At 60.1% G+C, this 16,600-nt stretch carries 13 protein-coding genes and 1 riboswitch; of the genes, 9 read left to right on the forward strand and 4 right to left on the reverse strand.

Annotated features, from left to right (window positions below):
* Positions 1-290: 290 nt before the first annotated feature.
* The 6 genes from OQ273_RS16915 to OQ273_RS16940 all read left to right on the forward strand — a co-directional run bounded on the left by OQ273_RS16915 (position 291) and on the right by OQ273_RS16940 (position 8,952).
* A complete protein-coding gene (locus OQ273_RS16915; RefSeq protein ID WP_267991716.1) occupies positions 291-941 on the forward strand; it encodes an SGNH/GDSL hydrolase family protein in 651 nt (216 codons plus the stop codon).
* A gap of 53 nt (positions 942-994) precedes the next feature.
* Entirely contained in the window at positions 995-2,086 is a 1,092-nt protein-coding gene (locus OQ273_RS16920; protein ID WP_267993124.1) for an ROK family transcriptional regulator, read from the forward strand.
* Positions 2,087-2,210: 124 nt separating this feature from the next.
* Positions 2,211-2,421, forward strand: a riboswitch (cobalamin riboswitch).
* Positions 2,422-2,472: 51 nt separating this feature from the next.
* Positions 2,473-3,156, forward strand: a complete 684-nt coding sequence (locus OQ273_RS16925) for an energy-coupling factor ABC transporter permease (RefSeq protein WP_267991717.1) — start codon at positions 2,473-2,475, stop codon at positions 3,154-3,156.
* Between the two features lie 95 nt (positions 3,157-3,251).
* A complete protein-coding gene (locus OQ273_RS16930; protein WP_267991719.1) occupies positions 3,252-4,481 on the forward strand; it encodes an ABC transporter substrate-binding protein in 1,230 nt (409 codons plus the stop codon).
* The gene (locus OQ273_RS16935) at positions 4,478-6,994 is read left to right on the forward strand and encodes an adenylate/guanylate cyclase domain-containing protein (protein ID WP_267991721.1); all 2,517 of its coding nucleotides are present in this window, start codon (positions 4,478-4,480) and stop codon (positions 6,992-6,994) included. Before OQ273_RS16930 ends, OQ273_RS16935 begins: the two co-directional genes overlap by 4 nt.
* Before the next feature lie 77 nt (positions 6,995-7,071).
* Positions 7,072-8,952 carry a CHASE2 domain-containing protein gene (locus OQ273_RS16940; protein WP_267991722.1) on the forward strand — a complete coding sequence of 627 codons (1,881 nt, stop codon included), beginning with the start codon at positions 7,072-7,074 and terminating at the stop codon, positions 8,950-8,952.
* Here OQ273_RS16940 and OQ273_RS16945 read toward each other — a convergent pair.
* The gene (locus OQ273_RS16945) at positions 8,949-9,581 is read right to left on the reverse strand and encodes a FecR family protein (protein WP_267991724.1); all 633 of its coding nucleotides are present in this window, start codon (positions 9,579-9,581) and stop codon (positions 8,949-8,951) included. The two genes, OQ273_RS16940 and OQ273_RS16945, sit on opposite strands and share 4 nt — an antisense overlap.
* A 68-nt stretch (positions 9,582-9,649) precedes the next feature.
* Positions 9,650-10,837 (reverse strand): magnesium transporter, encoded by a 1,188-nt coding sequence (gene mgtE / locus OQ273_RS16950; protein WP_267991726.1) that lies wholly within the window; start codon positions 10,835-10,837, stop codon positions 9,650-9,652.
* 220 nt (positions 10,838-11,057) lie between these two features.
* Here mgtE and OQ273_RS16955 point away from each other — a divergent pair, with 220 nt between their 5' ends.
* Positions 11,058-11,489, forward strand: coding sequence for a hypothetical protein (locus tag OQ273_RS16955; RefSeq protein ID WP_267991727.1), 432 nt, complete (start codon positions 11,058-11,060; stop codon positions 11,487-11,489).
* A gap of 51 nt (positions 11,490-11,540) precedes the next feature.
* Here OQ273_RS16955 and OQ273_RS16960 read toward each other — a convergent pair whose 3' ends face one another.
* Together OQ273_RS16960 and OQ273_RS16965 are read right to left on the reverse strand one after the other, a co-directional pair.
* Complete coding sequence (locus OQ273_RS16960; RefSeq protein WP_267991728.1) at positions 11,541-12,368, reverse strand: protein-L-isoaspartate O-methyltransferase family protein; 828 nt, start codon at positions 12,366-12,368, stop codon at positions 11,541-11,543.
* Positions 12,369-12,435: 67 nt separating this feature from the next.
* Complete coding sequence (locus OQ273_RS16965) at positions 12,436-13,077, reverse strand: TetR/AcrR family transcriptional regulator (RefSeq protein ID WP_267991729.1); 642 nt, start codon at positions 13,075-13,077, stop codon at positions 12,436-12,438.
* Positions 13,078-13,190: 113 nt separating this feature from the next.
* Here OQ273_RS16965 and OQ273_RS16970 point away from each other — a divergent pair, with 113 nt between their 5' ends.
* Together OQ273_RS16970 and OQ273_RS16975 are read left to right on the forward strand one after the other, a co-directional pair.
* Positions 13,191-14,975: an acyclic terpene utilization AtuA family protein gene (locus OQ273_RS16970; RefSeq protein WP_267991730.1), complete on the forward strand. Its 1,785-nt coding sequence runs from the start codon at positions 13,191-13,193 to the stop codon at positions 14,973-14,975.
* Positions 14,975-16,594, forward strand: a complete 1,620-nt coding sequence (locus OQ273_RS16975) for an acyl-CoA carboxylase subunit beta (protein WP_267991732.1) — start codon at positions 14,975-14,977, stop codon at positions 16,592-16,594. The genes OQ273_RS16970 and OQ273_RS16975 overlap by 1 nt, the downstream gene beginning before the upstream one ends.
* Positions 16,595-16,600 lie beyond the last annotated feature (6 nt).

The following is a 16,600-nucleotide window of genomic DNA, read 5'->3' on the forward strand; positions in this document are numbered from 1 at the left end:
GTTTCGTTCGTATAGGCGGCGAAATTCCGCATTCTTTCGAATGCCCCACGCGCCGGAACAGCCGGAACCTTCAAGTCTTCCTCCCGACCTTCAGGAAACACAAGCAGTCATCTCATGTCAACATTTATTCATGTTGAATGAATATTTATCCTCACTTGCCTGAAGGCTGATCCAATGTCATCTTTCGCGAATGATCATCTCGGGCAACCGCAGTAAGGCAGATAAAACTCAACAGGCCATCACAGGCTAATATCTTGAATAAGAAGGATATTTCTGACAGTGGAGACAGGATGAGAACAGTTCTGTGTTACGGCGACTCAAATACGCACGGACAGATACCCGGAGGCACCCCCCTGGATCGTTTTGGCCTGGATACGCGTTGGCCGGGCGTGTTGCAACGAGAATTGGGAGACGGCTGGCACGTCATTGAAGAGGGTTTGAGTGGCCGCACCACCGTTCACGACGACCCTATCGAAGGCGCGATCAAAAACGGGCGCACTTACCTCAGACCCTGCATGATGAGTCACGCGCCACTCGATGTTGTTGTTGTTATGCTCGGAACAAACGACCTGAAGGCCCGCTTTGGGCAGCCGCCGTCCGAGGTGGCTATGGGAATGGGTTGTCTTATTCATGACATCAAGGAGTTGGCGCCGGGACCCGGCGGCAATGTTCCCGAGATCATGATCGTTGCACCTCCTCCGATGCAAGACGATATCAAGGAGTGGAGTTCGATTTTCGCCGGCGCGCAGGAAAAGAGCCACAGGCTGGCCCTTGAATTTGAGATCATGGCCGACTCGCTTGAGGTGCACTATTTTGATGCAGGTTCCATTATCGAATGTGATCCTGAGGACGGGTTCCATCTAAGCGGCAACGCACACAAGGCTCTCGGCGTTTCCATGGCGCAGGAAATTGTGGCAATCGGGTGGGTCGACAATGGCTGAGATGCGGACAATAACGAGACCACATGCGGTTCAGGAGGTGTATTTTGCCTGATATGCGGTTCGCTCCTCCAAATCCATTGCGTATCGCTGACCGCTCCAGTGGTCTGAACTCGATCAGTGTTCGCAGTTATAACGAACGGCTTGTCCTGTCACTCTTGTTGCAGAATGACGGCATATCGCGAATGGAAATTGGCCAAAGGACAGGGCTATCTGCGCAAACTGTCTCTGTTATCGTCAGATCTCTCGAGCAAGAAGGCCTCGTCAAAAAGGGAAAAGCGCAGAAAGGCCGTGTCGGCCCACCGGCTATTCCCTTGTCGCTGAATGCGAAAGGTGCCTATTCCGTCGGCATAAGTCTGGGCCATCGGCAAACTGACGTTGTGCTGATCGATTTCGTCGGGGCTGTGAAGTTCCACACCACAATTCCCAACTCTTCCAGGACGGAAGGCAGCAACCACACGCAATTCCTGGAAACGGTCCGTGCAGCCATTCAGGCGCTTCCCAGCAATCGCGAAAGGATTGCAGGCGTTGGATTGGCTATTCCTGAAGATCGATACGAGTTGAACCTGGCGCCTTATGGAGCCGCGGAAAGATATGAAACTCTGGGTTCCGAGATCGAGGCTGATTTAGGTGTTGAAGTCTACGTTCAAAACGACATATCGGCAGCGGCCGGCGGCGAGAGCTTATTTGGCGCAGCCAAGCCCTTGACAGATTACCTGTTCTGCTATCTGGGGGCTCGACTTCACAATCGGCTGGTTCTCAATCACCAGATATTCAACAGCAACGCCATCCAGAGCCACGACGTCGGGCTGCTCTATCTTCAGAAACGTCTTGAGGAAAACGGCTTAGACACCAGCGCGCTTTGGGAGAGAGGCGCCCTGTGGCCAGATTTCGGAACAGTCGAGGCCGACTGGTTCGACACATGCGTTTCACAACTCGAGCAGTCCATGACCGCGCTATCTCAGTTTGTGCCTGTAACCACAATCGTACTGTCATCTTATGCGCCCAAAGATATTTGCGAGAAAATATCAAAACGGCTGGAAGACCGGATGGATGGCATTCGTGCCATTGCCGGCTCACTGGAAGTCTCCCCCAAAGCCATAGGTGCCGCGAGCCTGCCCTTCAGTTCGAAATTCATGGTGGAATGAGACCAAATCGCCGGCAACGCCCAAGATTTCTTCCATCCGGCCCGCGTCACCTATTTCCTGCCCGACACGCCGTAAATATTCACCATCGAGGTCGCAAACGGCATTGCCCGGCCTCGGATGTGGCTGTAACAATCGGCATTCGGGTTCCAGGCGGGCAAAGCCCGCCGGATTAAATGGGAACACGGTAGGGACGACCAAATGCGGGCCTGATCCGTGACTGCCCTCGCAACTGTGAGCGCGAGCCGCTTCCACTATGCCACTGGGGAAGCCCGGGAAGGCGGAAGTCCAGGCGATGAAGCGCGAGTCAGGAGACCTGCCCGAATAACCTGAACAGGCGCAGCACAGCTGCGTCGGCAATGCACGAAGGGTGCAGGAAAGGAAAGACCATGCATATTGAACCGGGCGTCGTTGACGGCGCCAAACTGGCCTTGAGCTACGCCACCGCCGCCGGCGCAGGCGGCCTGATGCTGAAAATGGCCTTTGACGACGTAAAGTCCAATGGAGGCGTAGCGGCGCTGGCCATACGCAGCGTGGCGACGACCGTGCTGGTCTTCAGCTTCTTTGAGATCTTCCCGCATTTCCCCGTCGGGGTTTCGGAGGTTCACTTTATTCTCGGCGCAACACTCTACCTGGTCTTCGGCGCCGGCCCGGCAGCGATCGGCCTTGCCCTCGGCCTTCTGGCGCAGGGCGTTTTCTTCGCGCCATTCGACCTGCCGCAATACGGCATGAACCTGACGACGCTGGTCTTGCCTCTCTTTGCCGTCAGCCTTCTGGCCAGGAAGATCATTCCGTCGCACACGGCTTACAAAGACGTTTCCTACAAACAGGCGCTCGCGCTTTCGACCACCTATCAGGGCGGCATCGTTGTCTGGGTCGCCTTCTGGGCTTTCTACGGCGGCGGCTTCGGAGCGGAGAACCTGGCGCAGATCGGAACCTTCGGTATCGCCTATATGAGCGTGATCATCCTTGAGCCGGTGCTTGACCTTGGCATTCTCGCCATCGCCAAGAACTGGGATAATCTGAAGGACAGCCGGCTTTTCAACCGACGTCTCTACAGCGCTCACGCCTGATCCTCCATACAACCGGCTTCCGGAGCCTTGTCCCGGAAGCCACCGAATGCCTGAAATCAAGGGCGCTTGCCATTATTCGCACATGCGGGCTTAATATGAACCGGCGACTCAACCGGCGGTTCGTCACAGGCTCGACCTTCCGCCTCATCGACCGGAGGGACGTTCTGCGCGGTCCATTTCGCATCCTGCTTGCAGCACTCTCGATCGGCTTTGTTTCCTCCGCAGACAGCCGGGCGGAAACCGGCGTTCATTCAGACCGGATCGTTCTCGGCCAATCGGCGGCCTTCAACGGCCCGGCCGCCTCGCTCGGAACCGCGTTCCGGGACGGACTGAACGCCGCCTTCAAAGCGGTCAACCGGTCGGGCGGCATTCATGGCCGACATATCCGGCTTATCGGGTATGATGACGGCTATGAGCCGGAACAGGCAATCGCCAACACGAAAAAGCTGATCGACGACGACGCGGTCTTCGCACTGATCGGAGAGGTCGGCACGCCGACATCGCGCGCCGCCCACCCGCTTTCGGAGAAGGCGGGCATTCCCTTCGTTGCGCCCTTTACCGGCGCCTCGTTCCTGCGTGATCCCGCCCTTATCACTGCCATCAACCTGCGCGCCTCCTACGCTCAGGAGGCTGAAGCGCTGATCGGATATCTGACCGGTAGCGAGCATATGAGCCGCATCGCCGTCCTCTACCAGGACGACACGTTCGGGCGGGTCGGGCTGAATGGGGTGCGCGAGGCGCTGAAGCGGCGGGATATGGCGCCGGTTTCGGAAGAAACGTTCCGGCGCAACACTACCGCCGTCAAGCGCGCGCTGCTTTCTATCCGCCGTTCACAACCGGAAGCCGTCATCATTGTCGGGCCATACGAGCCCGCCGCTGTATTCATCAAGACGGCTGCACAAATCGGCTTCGAGCCGACATTCGCGGCGCTGTCTTTTGTCGGCAGCAAGGCGCTGGCCGCGGAACTCCATCCGAATGATCATGCGGTCGTCGTTTCGCAAGTCGTACCGCTGTTTGACGACCGTACCCTCCCCCTTGCCAAAAACTTCCTCGACGCGCTGACTGCAGCCAATCCGCAGGCCGAGGCAGGTTTTGTCACGCTTGAAGGTTATATCGCCGGAAGGCTGGTTGCCGAGGCGCTGCGCCGGCTCGGACCGCAGCCGACACGAAGCGCTTTTCTCGATCTCTTCAAATCGCCTGCCACATTCGACATAGATGGCATGGTTCTGGAATTCGGCCCAGGTGACAATCAGGGCTCCGACCGCGTCTTCCTGACGGCGATCGGCGAAGACGGCAGCTTTGTCGCCCTGGATGCCGGATTATGAGTGACAATGCCGGGACAACGGATGCGCTTGCCGGTATGCCGGCGACGCGCTTCGGCATAAAGCCGCAACTCTCCCTCGCGTTTATCGCTATGACAGCGATGACTGCCCTTGTGGGCGCTGTCGCCTGGCTGATCTTTGAGCAGATCGAGCACACGGTTGTCGAGATAACCGAACACAGTATTCCTGAAATCACTCTGGCAACACAAATCGCCGATGTCGGAGCCGATATCACGGCCTTCGCGCCGACGATCACCGCCAGCCGAACACAGAACGAGCGCGTACGGCGGCGCGACAGGCTGGACGGTGACGGTTCCCGCCTGCGCGATCTCGTCAGCCAATGGACGCATGAGCAGGTCGCTCTCTCTGCTGCCGCGCGCCTGTCGGAAGCGGCGGACAATATCGCCCGGCAGATCGAAATTGCCGACCGGGCCGTGGAGGACCAGCTCAACCGGGCGGCATCCATCAACGAACGCAGCGCCGTTCTCGACAAGACCCACACCGCCCTTCTCGACGCATTGGAACCGTTGATAGACGACGCCGTCTTCGAGGTTGTGATCGAGGGTGAGCAGAGCGCCACCGGCGGGTCGGGCAGCAATGGACAGGACCTGTCGGAACTGATCGACACGGGCGTGATGTCGCTTCTGCATCTCCTGACGCTGCAGGCGGACGGCAATCTGGCGGTTGGTATTTTGCGGGAGGTGGCCGACACATCCGATCTCGCTCTTCTGACGCCCATGGCGGAGCGGTTTCGCGCCGTTTCCGAGCGGCTTGAGAGGACCCTTCCCCTCGTTCCCGCAACCATTGACCGAACGGTATTGCAGCAAAACATATCAATCCTGACGGGATCCGGCCTTGGGACAGACAATATCTTCGAGCTCAAGCGCACTCAGTTGCAGCAGGCCGAGACGGCGCAAGCCGCACTTGGCGACATACGCATTCAGTCGGCGGCCATTTCGTCTGCAGTGGCGGAGCTCGTACAGGCCGCGGAGGATGAAAGCCGGCAGACCGCAGCAAGGGCGCGGGACATTATCGGCGGCGGGCACACCGCTATCGCCGCGATCTCGGTGGCAAGCGTCGGCTTTGCAATCCTGATGCTCATCCTCTTTGTCGGACCGCGGCTGGTGCGCCCGATCGAGCAAACCACAAACACCATGTCGAGGCTTGCCGCCGGCGACACGGATGTTGCCATTCCGGGCCTTGAGCGGCGTGACGAGATTGGCCGGATGGCCCGGGCGCTGGAAGTCTTCCGCGATATCACAATCGAGGTTCAAGAGTCGAACCTGCGCGAGATCGAGACCGCAAGGCGGCGTCTCCACGATGCCATCGAGAGCATATCGGAAGGGTTTTCGCTCTATAACGGCGAGGACCAGCTTGTCGTCTGCAACGACAAATATGGCGAGCTGGTGCATCCCGAAATCGCCGACCGCGTTGAGCCGGGCATGACGTTCGAAGAGATCGTACGCATGTCGCTTGATGAGGGATTGATCGAGGAGGCGCGGGGCCGTGAAGAGGAGTGGCTGCGCGAGCGCCTTGCCGTGCATCGCAATCCCGGCCAACCGCATCTGATGAAACGGTCGAACGGCATGTGGATCATGGTCAGCGAGCGCCAGACCGCCGAGGGCGGGATTGTCGCCGTTTATTCCGACATCACCGAGCTGAAGGAGCGGGAAAACGAACTGGCGGCCAAGTCCAAGGCGCTCGAAGATCTATCCGGGCAATTGTCGAAATATCTGTCGCCGCAGATCTACCAGTCGATCTTCTCCGGCCAGCAGGCCGCAACTGTTGCCAGCGAACGCAAAAAGCTCACCGTCTTCTTCTCCGACCTTGAAGGCTTTACCGAAAAGGCCGACCGGATGGAGGCCGAAGACCTGTCAAATCTTCTCAACGAATATCTGACGGAAATGTCGCAGATCGCGCTGGAGCACGGTGCGACCATCGACAAATATGTCGGGGATGCGGTGATTGCCTTTTTCGGCGACCCGGTCTCGCGCGGGCTGCGTGAAGACGCTCTCGCCTGCGTGCGCATGGCCATCGCCATGCAGAAACGGCTTGAGGAACTGGCGCCGAAATGGGCCGCCTCCGGTCTTTCCGAGCAGCTGCAATGCCGTATGGGCATCTCGACCGGCTATTGCACGGTGGGCAATTTCGGCAGCGAGGACCGCATGGACTACACCATCATCGGCAGTCCGGTGAACCTTGCATCGCGGCTGGAGACCGCGGCGATGCCGGGCTCGATCCTGATCTCGGCGGAAACGCGCAACCTGGTGCACCAGGATATCCCGTGCCGGGAACACGAAACACTGGAAATCAAAGGCTTCGCCTACCCCGTCAAATCCTATCTGGCGCTTTTCGATGATGCGGAGGGTACCGACTATATCAGCGAGCGGAGCGACAATCTGACCATTGATGTTGATCTGGAAGCCATGACCGCATCCGAACGCAAAAAGGCGACGGAGGTGCTTGAAAAGATCGTCAACAAGCTGAAGGACGGCGATCACGACGAAAGACCATGAACACACGAACGCAAATTGCGGTCCTTGAGCGGTTCGGTTAGCCTGACCGCGGCAAACAACAGGAGAAAATCAGGACATTGAGCGGGCCCGTCAAAATCGGCAGGCGCGAGGTGCGGTCCGGCCTGCTTGGCGGGCTGGCAGCGCTTCTTGTTGCGCTGCTGCTATGGGCCGCGCCGCCGTCAGTCCGGGAGCGGCTGAACCAGCCTGCGGCCGACGCCATCGCTGGGTTCTGGCCGGCATCGTCAACCGACCGGATCGTGGTTGTCGATATCGACAGCGCCAGCCTGAGGGATTTCGATGGCAGGCGTTTGTCTCGACGCCGTCTTGCCGATCTGTTCGAGGCCATCGATGGGCTCGACCCGGCGGTGGTTGCTATCGATCTGGTTCTGGAGCCGCCGTGCTCGCAGTTCGATCCCGATGTCGCACGCCTGCAGGCAGCCCTGGCAGCCCGCCCGGCAACAATGGGCTTCCTGCTGTCGAGCGACCCGTCTGCCGAGCCGTCGCAGAAAAGCCCGGTCGCCGTCAGCCCGGATGTACGATTGCCGCAAGCCTGGACAGCGGCGGGCGCCGAAACCACCTGCGCGCGTCTTGTCGAGGCGGCATCGGGTCTCTCGTCCGCTTCGCTTGCCGGCGGTTTCGATGCCAGGATCCGCACCGCCCCGGCGGTGGTGGCGGTCGGCAACCAGCCCTTCCCGTCCCTTGGCGTCGATGCGCTGCGCCTCGCTATGCGCACCGGCGCGCTCATCCTTTTTGGCGACCCTCCGATGCTGCGTGTCGGTGACCTTACCGCGCGCCTCGACAGTGCCGGCGATGTCCGGCTGCGCCACTCATCGTCGGCGCAACAGAATGCCCGTACGATAGTGGCAGCCGACATATTGAGCGGCGAGCATCCGCCCGACATCCTTTCAGGCAAGATTGTCTTTGTCGGCTCGAGCGCCGCTGAACTGGGCGGCCTTCGCCCTGTTCCCGGCGATCCGGTCAAACCGTCCGTGCAGATACAGGCCGACCTTGCCACCAATCTTCTGCTCGGCAACAGCCCGGTGATACCGGCGTGGGGCGATAGTGCTTCGCTCGGCGCCGCCATTGTGATCGGAATCGGTCTGGCTTTTCTCGGCGCCATGACACGGCCGCTCGCAGCGGCCGGCTTCACGCTCGCAGCCGTTGCGGGCTGGCTGGGCTTGTACAGTTTTCTCTATCACGGCGCGCACCTGATGCTCGATCCGGTCGTACCGGCCCTTTCGATGATTGTCGGCGCCATCGTTGCCAGCACCGCTCAGTTCTCGGCGGTCAGGCGGGCTGAATCCGTCATTCGCCAGCGCTTTGAACAAAGGCTGCCGGGCGCGGTGGTCAAGAAGCTCGTCGCCGAACCCGATCTTTTGAAGCTGAAGGGCGAGCAGCGTGTCGCCACCTCGATGTTTACCGATGTGGAAGGCTTCACCACAACGACCGAACGCGTCAGCCCGCAGGATATGATCCAGCTTCTCGACCGGTATTTCGAAGGGTTGACGGGCATAATCATCGGCTATGGCGGGATGATCGACAAAACCATCGGCGACGGCATCCATGCGCTGTTCAATGCGCCCGTCGATCTGGAAAACCATGAAGAGGCGGCGCTGTCGTGCGCGCGCGACATCCTTGCTTTCTCGGAGGAATTTCGTTCAGAAGGTTTCGCCAAGGAAGCGAGCTTCGGCCGCACCCGCATCGGGATTGAAACAGGCGATGTGGTGCTGGGCGATGTCGGGGTTGCGGACCGCGTCGACTACACGGCCTTCGGCTCGTCGGTGAATACGGCCGCCCGGCTTCAAGATGCCAACAAACGTTTCGGAACGTCGATCCTGCTTGGCCCGGGCGTACGAAAGAGCCTCACGGGAGACTTTGAGGATATGGGCGAGATCGAGTTGCGCGGGATCGGAACGATCCATGCCTACGGCATACGCCTGAAACCCGACAACGCCTAACGCGGCTCCACGCTGGCAAAAGCACTCGCGATACGTTCATCCGACCAGCGGATGATGTCGGACGCCGGCGCACCGGGGGCTGGAATATCAACTCCGTCGCCGGACGAAAGGAGTTGCGTTGCGCCTGCAGCCGTCACGCTCAGCGCGCCGCGCTCGACAAAAACGCCAAACACGCCATTGCTCGGACCGGCAAAGAACCGTGTTCCACGCACGCCGAGCTGGCCGAACACCGTGCGGATGGTCGTTGCTGTCTTGGGCGCGCTTTCGGGCCGGTCGAAAACCATCGCGCCATTGGAAAGGTCGAACGTGCCGCCAATATCGAGAAGATATTCATCGATGAGCAATTCCGCATCCTCGCCAAGCCGCATATCCGTTTCATCGCCTAAGCGCATCGCAAGGAAGCTCTGATTGCCGGTCTTGATCAGATCGCGAACCATAACGTCTGCGCCGATGCGCAGGGCAACGGGCTCCTTGCCACGCTCCGCAGTCGCTTCTCCTGTCAGCGCGGTGACCTCGCCGATTGCATCAGCGGCCAACAGGCGGGACGGCAGCAACATGCCTGATACCGCGACGGAAAGTCCGGCAAGGACGCGCCGGCGGTTCGGATGTCCAGCAAAAAGGCTACGCATGTTCTCTCCCATCAGGGTTCAGTACTGCTAGAGATATGCATCATTGTGTGCGGTTTTAAGGCCATACTCTAGAGTCCAAGAATGGATGTGGTTATCACAAAGTACATCAGCAACCCCGTCGTATCGACGATCGTCGTCAGCGCCGGGCCCGCCATCACCGCCGGATCCTGACGGATCGTCAGCGCAAAAAGCGGCAAAACGGCACCGATCAGGGCGGAGGTAATCACCTGTATGGCGATAGCGACTCCGATGGCAAATGCGATTGTGTTGAGCGTCAGCCCGGTTGGAACATCGGCGCTGTTGGAAATGAACATCACCTTCAGCCAGGCAAAGGCAAACAGCATTGCCGCCAGCATCATCGCCACCCTGATTTCCCGTCCGAGCACCCGAAACCCGCTCGCCACGGTCACCCGGCCCATCGCAATGGATCGGATCAGGAGGCCCGATGTCTGGGTGCCGACATTGCCGCCCGTATCGGCGACCATCGGCATATAGAGCGCCAGGATCACCAGCGCATCGAGCGCATTTTCATAGACATGGACCACGTAACCGGCAAGCAAACCGACAATAGCAAGGCTGAGTATCCAGGGAGCGCGGCGCAGGAAATCGCGCCAGATGGGCACGCTGAAATAGTCCGCCTGCGTCTCGCCGGTCACGGCGGCAAACCGCTCCATATCCTCCGATGCCTCTTCCTCAAGCCGCGCCGACGCGTCCGCATGGGAAACAATCCCGATCAAACGGCCTGCGGCATCGACCACGGGCAGGACAGACAGCCCGCTTTGCGAGACGCTGCGGGCGGCAACCTCGGCAGGCATGTCGACATTGAGCGCATCAACCGCCTTTGCCATGATATCGCGGACAACTGCCTCCCTGGGAGCCGAAAGCAGCTCCCGCAACCCCACGCGCCCGATGAGACGACGATCACCATCAACGACGAAAGCAACGTAAATCGTTTCCGCCTCGTCCTCGGCAACAAGTTGCCGCACGGCGTCTCTGCAAAGCGTATCGGGCTCGACATCGGCATAACGCGAATTCATGAGGCCGCCGGCAACCTCCTCCGAATAGTCGGCCAAGCGGCCGATCTCGGAGCGCCGGTCGGCCGCGATCTTAGCGCGGACCGCCCCGCGCCGTGCGGCAGGCAGTTTCCTCAGCAATCTTGCCGCCTCATCCGGTTGGAGCGTTTCAAGGCGGTTGATGAGGTCCTCGTCGGCGAGCCCTGCCAGTGCCTTCTTTTCCAGTCTGGTATGCGTATCCATGGGATTTCCAACCGGTTGCGATGATTTGTCAGGACGTTAGCAGAGCGCTTTGATCCCCGTAAGACAGGCCTGCACGACGGCGCCGTTATAGGCTGGCGCAGGGCTTTGGACAAACGGCTGGCAAGATGAATGCCGGCTTAACGCGGAGTTCAAAATTGGTTCAGAGCGGGTTTGCCATGTTAGGGTCGTCATCAACACTTCAACCCGACGGGGGAACGTTATGAAAACCGCATTGATCGCAGCAGTCGCACTGGCAACCATCGCAGGAAACGCTCAAGCGCTGGATCTCCAGCAGGGCGGCCAGCCGAAGCTTAAAGTCACCAAACTGCAGATGGGCATCAAATCACCGGCCACGAATACCTGCCCGGCCGATGCAAAGCTGACGGCCTGGGTGTTTACCAACAAGGCTGGCTCCGTGCCGATCTACATCGCACGCAATGGCGGCAATGTTGCCGGGCCTTACATGGTCGAAACCAAGGCAACCGGTAATGGCAAGTTTATGGGCACCTATTCGCGCACACTGTCGATCCATCAGCCGATCGATGCGCAGTACCGGGCATCCGCGCCGAATTTCGGCCAGCTCAGCAATTGGGTCCCGCTCAAGGCAAGCTGCAAGATCGGTCTCGGCGGCAATGAAGTGCTGCAGAACTGAGATCGCCCGATCATTCGGCAAAAGGCCCCGCTTCTTGCGGGGTTTTTTTGTTTATGCGGGTTCGCTTGAAAACCAAACGTTCTTGAAGCTGGCGACGGCCGTTTTATCAGGCTGCTCCTTGCTGGTGCGACGGATGGAGCGCACCGACCAGATCGTGTCACGACCCGGTAGCTGCGCGCCCTCCCCGACGTCGCTTGCGTCCTGACAGGGAATGAACCCGACCGGCATAAAGGGCTCGGTATTCAATCGGCCGCCCCGCGCACGCACCAGAAGCGCCACGCCCCAGCCTTCCCATGGACACCAGGGCAGGATCATCCGCCCGCCATCCTTAAAGGCGTCGAGCCAATTGAGGGGCGGTTCCACCACACCCGCATTCACATAGATCACATCGGAGGGTGACAGTGATGCCACCACCGCGTTGTCCGCCCTCACGGAAACATTCTCATATCCGCGGAGGTTTTCCGCCGCGGCACGCGCCAGATGTTGCTCAATCTCAATGGCGTCAACATGCCCGCCGGGCGAAACCAGCCGCGCGAGAATTGCCGAATAATAACCCGTTCCAGCACCAATATGCGTGACCAAGTCTCCGGCCTTCGGATCGGCGCGGACAATCCAGCGCGCATGCAAATACGGCTCGCCATTATTGATCCTGAGAGATTCATCGAGCGATATCAGCACGTTCCGGTAGAGACATCGCGGATCGTCGACCAGCGGATCGCTTTGCCGCCCGATTGCCACGATCCGCCAGGGCGGCGGCCCCAAAAAAGCCTCCCGCGGGACCGCACGAACAGCCGCTTCGAAACGCGGATCGTCGGCGCCGCCCGCGGCGGCCATCATACGGGCAAAGGAATCGCGTTCCTGTTGCAGATCATCTGCCATGGCTTAATCCTGTGCTTGCTGAACATGCACCACCGTGCCCCGGCAATAAGCCGAGCGTGTGGCGGCGTCACACCTGATCGCGCACCAGGAGATGGGCATTCATGATATCGGCGAACCGATCCATCATGCGATTGAGATAGGCCGGATCGGAAACAAAGCGCTCATGCATCAACAGCCCGCGCAGGAAGGTGCGACAGATGCTCCACAAAAGCGCGGCGTCGTCCTCGTCGGCGCCGGATCCGCGATAAAGTTCGCTGACGGCCGCAGCGCTCTCGGCATCCCAGGCCAGCAGGTCTTCGCACAGAACGTTGTACAAATCCCTGTCCGTACGGCATGCCACGAGAATTTCCACGAAGGCCCGGCCCTCAGGCGTGTTGACGATGTCGTTCCAGGATCCGGTCAGCAGGTCGTCGGCGGCAACCGGGCGGCTTTCGCCGTCATCCCTGACCGCATGGACCGGCCGCATTGCGGCATGCAGCAGGCGCATGCAGGTCTCTGCGACAAGCGCCTGCTTGGTCGGAAAATGATGGGTCAACGCGCCGCGTGAGACGCTGGCACGCTCCTGTATCCTGTTTATCGAGATTTCGGCATATCCACACTCGTCCAGACACGCGACGACGGCCGAACAGATGCGCCGCTTCATCGCTTCGGCTTTCATCTGCTTCTTCGTGACCTTGACCGGCCGATCCTCCACCGCTGTTTGTGGCATGCAGGACTTTCCTCGAAGCTGTTTGCGCGCTCTTATATCGTCTTGACAGGCGGCTGAGCAAGATTTTAGAAACAGAATGTTCGGTCTGTTATAATGACCGGCGCGGAGGATATATGGCGAACAAGCCACTGATCATCGGCGGAGCTAGCGGTTTCTGGGGAGAAGCACCGCATGCGACCGGACAGTTGCTGACCCATCCAGGCCTTCAGTACCTTGTCTATGACTATCTAGCCGAGATCACCATGTCGATCATGGCGCGGGCGCGTCTGAAAGACCCTTCGCTCGGGTTCGCCAACGATTTCGTCAGCGATGCGATAGCGCCCCATATCGGCGCCCTTTCAGACAGGGGCGTCAAGGTGCTTTCCAATGCCGGCGGGGTCAATCCGGCGGCCTGTGCCGATGCGCTCCGTGCGGCGATCGACAAGGCAGGCGTTGATCTGAAAATAGCCGTTGTCGAGGGTGACGACCTGATGGACCGGGCGGAGATGTTTGCCGAGTCCCGGGAAATGTTTACCGGCGTGCCGTTTCCAGCAGCAAAGTCCGTCGCCTCGGTCAATGCCTACCTTGGAGCGCTTCCCGTCGTCGCCGCTCTCGATGCCGGCGCTGATATCGTAATTACAGGCCGCTGCGCCGACAGTGCATTGGCGCTTGCCGCCTGCATGCACCATTTCGGCTGGTCGCCTGACGATCATGACTTGCTGGCGGCCGGTTCACTCGCAGGCCATTTATTGGAGTGCGGACCGCAGGCAACAGGTGGCAATTTCACCGATTGGGAGCAGTCGGGCGACCTTGCCGACATCGGCTATCCGATCGCCGAGGTTGAAGCCGACGGCACGTTCGACATCGTCAAGCCGGCAGCGACAACAGGGATCGTTTCACCCGGATCGGTCGGCGAACAGATGCTTTACGAAATCGGCGATCCGCAGGGCTATGTGCTGCCGGATGTGATCTGCGATTTCTCGGAGGTGACGCTGACGCAAACCGCAGCCGACCGGGTGCACGTTGCCGGAGTAAAAGGCCGTCCTCCGACCGGACGGCTCAAGGTGTCTGCCACCCATATGGACGGGTACCGGGCGGGCCAGGTCCTGCAGTTCAATGGCCGCAACGCGCGTGAAAAGGCCGTTGCCTTTGTCAATGCAGCGCTGAAACGCACACGCGGGACGCTTGAAAGGCTGGGCGCGCCGGACTTTGCCGAGACATCCGTCGAACTCTTCGGCGGCGTGCCGAAAAACGGCCGTACGGAAGAAATCAGCGTAAAAGCCGCGGTGCGCCACGCGGATGCACGGGCCGTCGGTTTGTTCCTGAAGGAAATGACAGGCACGGCGCTCGCAACGCCGCCGGGGCTGCATTTTTTCACCGGCGCGGGCCGCCCGCGTCCCTCGCCTGTGGTCCGGCTTTTTTCCTTCCTGATCGACGCAGACAAAGTCCCGGTCAGTATTCATCTGGACGGGCGGGATATTGCAAGCGATGTCGCCATTCCCGCCCGGCGTGAGGACAATGCTCCCGCCCGTCCCGCCATATCCATCTCAGAAGACGTAAATGAGCCGGTATCGTGCCGTCTCGAAGACCTGGCGTTCGCGCGGTCGGGCGATAAGGGCGACGATGCGAATATCGGCGTCATAGCGCGCCAGCCGGAATTTCTTCCCTGGATCTGGCGGGCCCTGGATGAAGAAACCATCGCAGCGACCTTTGCGCCGAACCTTAAAGGCGGCGTTGAGCGGTTCTTTCTGCCGGGAATTCATGCCATGAATATTCTCATGCACAATGCGCTGGGCGGTGGCGGCGTTGCGAGCCTGCGCAATGATGCGCAGGCAAAGGCCTTTGCCCAGACCCTGCTGGCGCTGCCGGTGGAGCTTCCCGCGGCCCTGGCCGATCGCATTGCCAAAGAGGACCATTGATGGCGTTTGTCAGCAATATTGACACCGGATCGGACACCTTCAAGACAAACCGCGCTGATATGGTGGCGCTGGTCGAGCAGCTTCGCGAACTGGAAGCGCGGGCCGTTGCCCTTTCGGAACAGCGGCGCACGCGTTTTGAGGAACGCGGCCAGATCACACCGCGCGAACGGCTCGCCCGGCTGCTTGATCCGGGCATGCCGTTCGTCCAGCTTCATTCTCTTGCCGGTTATCTCGTCGACAGCTCCGATCCGGAAAAAAGCGTTCCGGGATCGTCTCTGATCGTCGGTGTCGGATTCGTTGCAGGCGTGCGCTGCATGGTCTGGGTCGACGATAGCGGCATCAAGGCCGGCGCGATGGGCAAGATGAGCCTTCCGGCGGTTCTGTCCATTCAAGCCCTGGCGCGGCGGCACAGGCTTCCCCTGCTTCACCTTGTCGAAAGCGCCGGGGCCAATCTGATGGAATACAAGGTGGAGGGCTGGGCGCAGGGTGGCGCGTTGTTCCGCAATCTGGCGCTGCTGAGCGCCGACGGCATCCCGACTGTGACGGTGCTTCACGGCCCGTCAACGGCTGGCGGCGCTTATATGCCGGGGCTTTCCGACTATGTGATCGGGGTGCGTAACAATGGTATGGCGGCGCTCGCCGGCGCAGCGCTTGTGCACGCCGCCACCGGCGAAAAAGCGGACGATCGCGAACTTGGTGGATCGGAAATGCATGCCAGCAAGTCCGGGCTGGTGGAATATCTTGCTGACGACGATGCCCATGGCATCGCAATCGCCCGCAATGTCGTTCGGCATCTGGACTGGAACAAACGGCTTGCCCCGACGCGCGAGCGCCGCTTCGAGGAACCGCATTACGATGCCGATGAACTCGCCGGTGTCGTTCCCTGCGATTACCGCACGCCCTATGATATGCGCGAGGTCGCGGCGCGTGTTGTCGACGGGTCGCAATTCGAGGGCTTCAAGGCGCGCTACGGCGTTTCCACGGTGTGCCTGCAGGCCTCCATTCACGGCATCGCCTGCGGCATTATCGGCAATAACGGGCCGATCGACCCGGACGGCGCAACCAAGGCCGCGCAGTTCATCCAGCTTTGCGATCAGGCCGAGATGCCGCTCATTTTCCTTAACAATACGACCGGATATATGGTCGGCACCGAATATGAGCAGGCAGGGATGATCAAGCACGGATCAAAGATGATCCAGGCGGTCGCCAACACGCGTGTGCCACGGATCGCCCTTTATATCGGCGCGAGTTTCGGTGCCGGAAATTACGGCATGAGCGGCGTTGCTTTCGAGCCGGATTTCCTTTTCGCATGGCCAAATGCAACGACCGGCGTGATGGGCGGCGAACAGGCAGCCGGCACGATGACGATGGTGGCGCGAATGTCGGCCAAGAGGAAGGGCGAGGAGATTGACGAGGAGGCGCTTGCCGGCCAGCACAAGATGATCGCCGCGCATTTCGACCGCCAGTCGGATGCGTTCTATACGTCCGGCCGCTGTCTCGATCACGGCGTCATCGATCCGCGCGACACACGCAAGGTTCTTGGCTTCTGCCTCGAGACCTGCCTGGAGGCGCGCAACAGGACACTGCAGCCGAACGCCTTCGGCGTGGCACGTATGTAAGGGCTG

The sequence above is a fragment of the Hoeflea prorocentri genome, assembly GCF_027944115.1.
Classification (GTDB): Bacteria; Pseudomonadota; Alphaproteobacteria; order Rhizobiales; family Rhizobiaceae; genus Hoeflea_A; species Hoeflea_A prorocentri.

Excerpts from the sequence above, each read along its gene's own strand:
- OQ273_RS16915 (WP_267991716.1), top strand. The coding sequence starts at position 291 with ATGAGAACAGTTCTGTGTTACGGCGACTCAAATACGCACGGACAGATA.
- OQ273_RS16920 (WP_267993124.1), top strand. The coding sequence starts at position 995 with ATGCGGTTCGCTCCTCCAAATCCATTGCGTATCGCTGACCGCTCCAGT.
- OQ273_RS16925 (WP_267991717.1), top strand. The coding sequence starts at position 2,473 with ATGCATATTGAACCGGGCGTCGTTGACGGCGCCAAACTGGCCTTGAGC.
- OQ273_RS16930 (WP_267991719.1), top strand. The coding sequence starts at position 3,252 with ATGAACCGGCGACTCAACCGGCGGTTCGTCACAGGCTCGACCTTCCGC.
- OQ273_RS16935 (WP_267991721.1), top strand. The coding sequence starts at position 4,478 with ATGAGTGACAATGCCGGGACAACGGATGCGCTTGCCGGTATGCCGGCG.
- OQ273_RS16945 (WP_267991724.1), bottom strand. The coding sequence starts at position 9,581 with ATGCGTAGCCTTTTTGCTGGACATCCGAACCGCCGGCGCGTCCTTGCC.
- mgtE (WP_267991726.1), bottom strand. The coding sequence starts at position 10,837 with ATGGATACGCATACCAGACTGGAAAAGAAGGCACTGGCAGGGCTCGCC.
- OQ273_RS16955 (WP_267991727.1), top strand. The coding sequence starts at position 11,058 with ATGAAAACCGCATTGATCGCAGCAGTCGCACTGGCAACCATCGCAGGA.
- OQ273_RS16960 (WP_267991728.1), bottom strand. The coding sequence starts at position 12,368 with ATGGCAGATGATCTGCAACAGGAACGCGATTCCTTTGCCCGTATGATG.
- OQ273_RS16965 (WP_267991729.1), bottom strand. The coding sequence starts at position 13,077 with ATGCCACAAACAGCGGTGGAGGATCGGCCGGTCAAGGTCACGAAGAAG.
- OQ273_RS16970 (WP_267991730.1), top strand. The coding sequence starts at position 13,191 with ATGGCGAACAAGCCACTGATCATCGGCGGAGCTAGCGGTTTCTGGGGA.
- OQ273_RS16975 (WP_267991732.1), top strand. The coding sequence starts at position 14,975 with ATGGCGTTTGTCAGCAATATTGACACCGGATCGGACACCTTCAAGACA.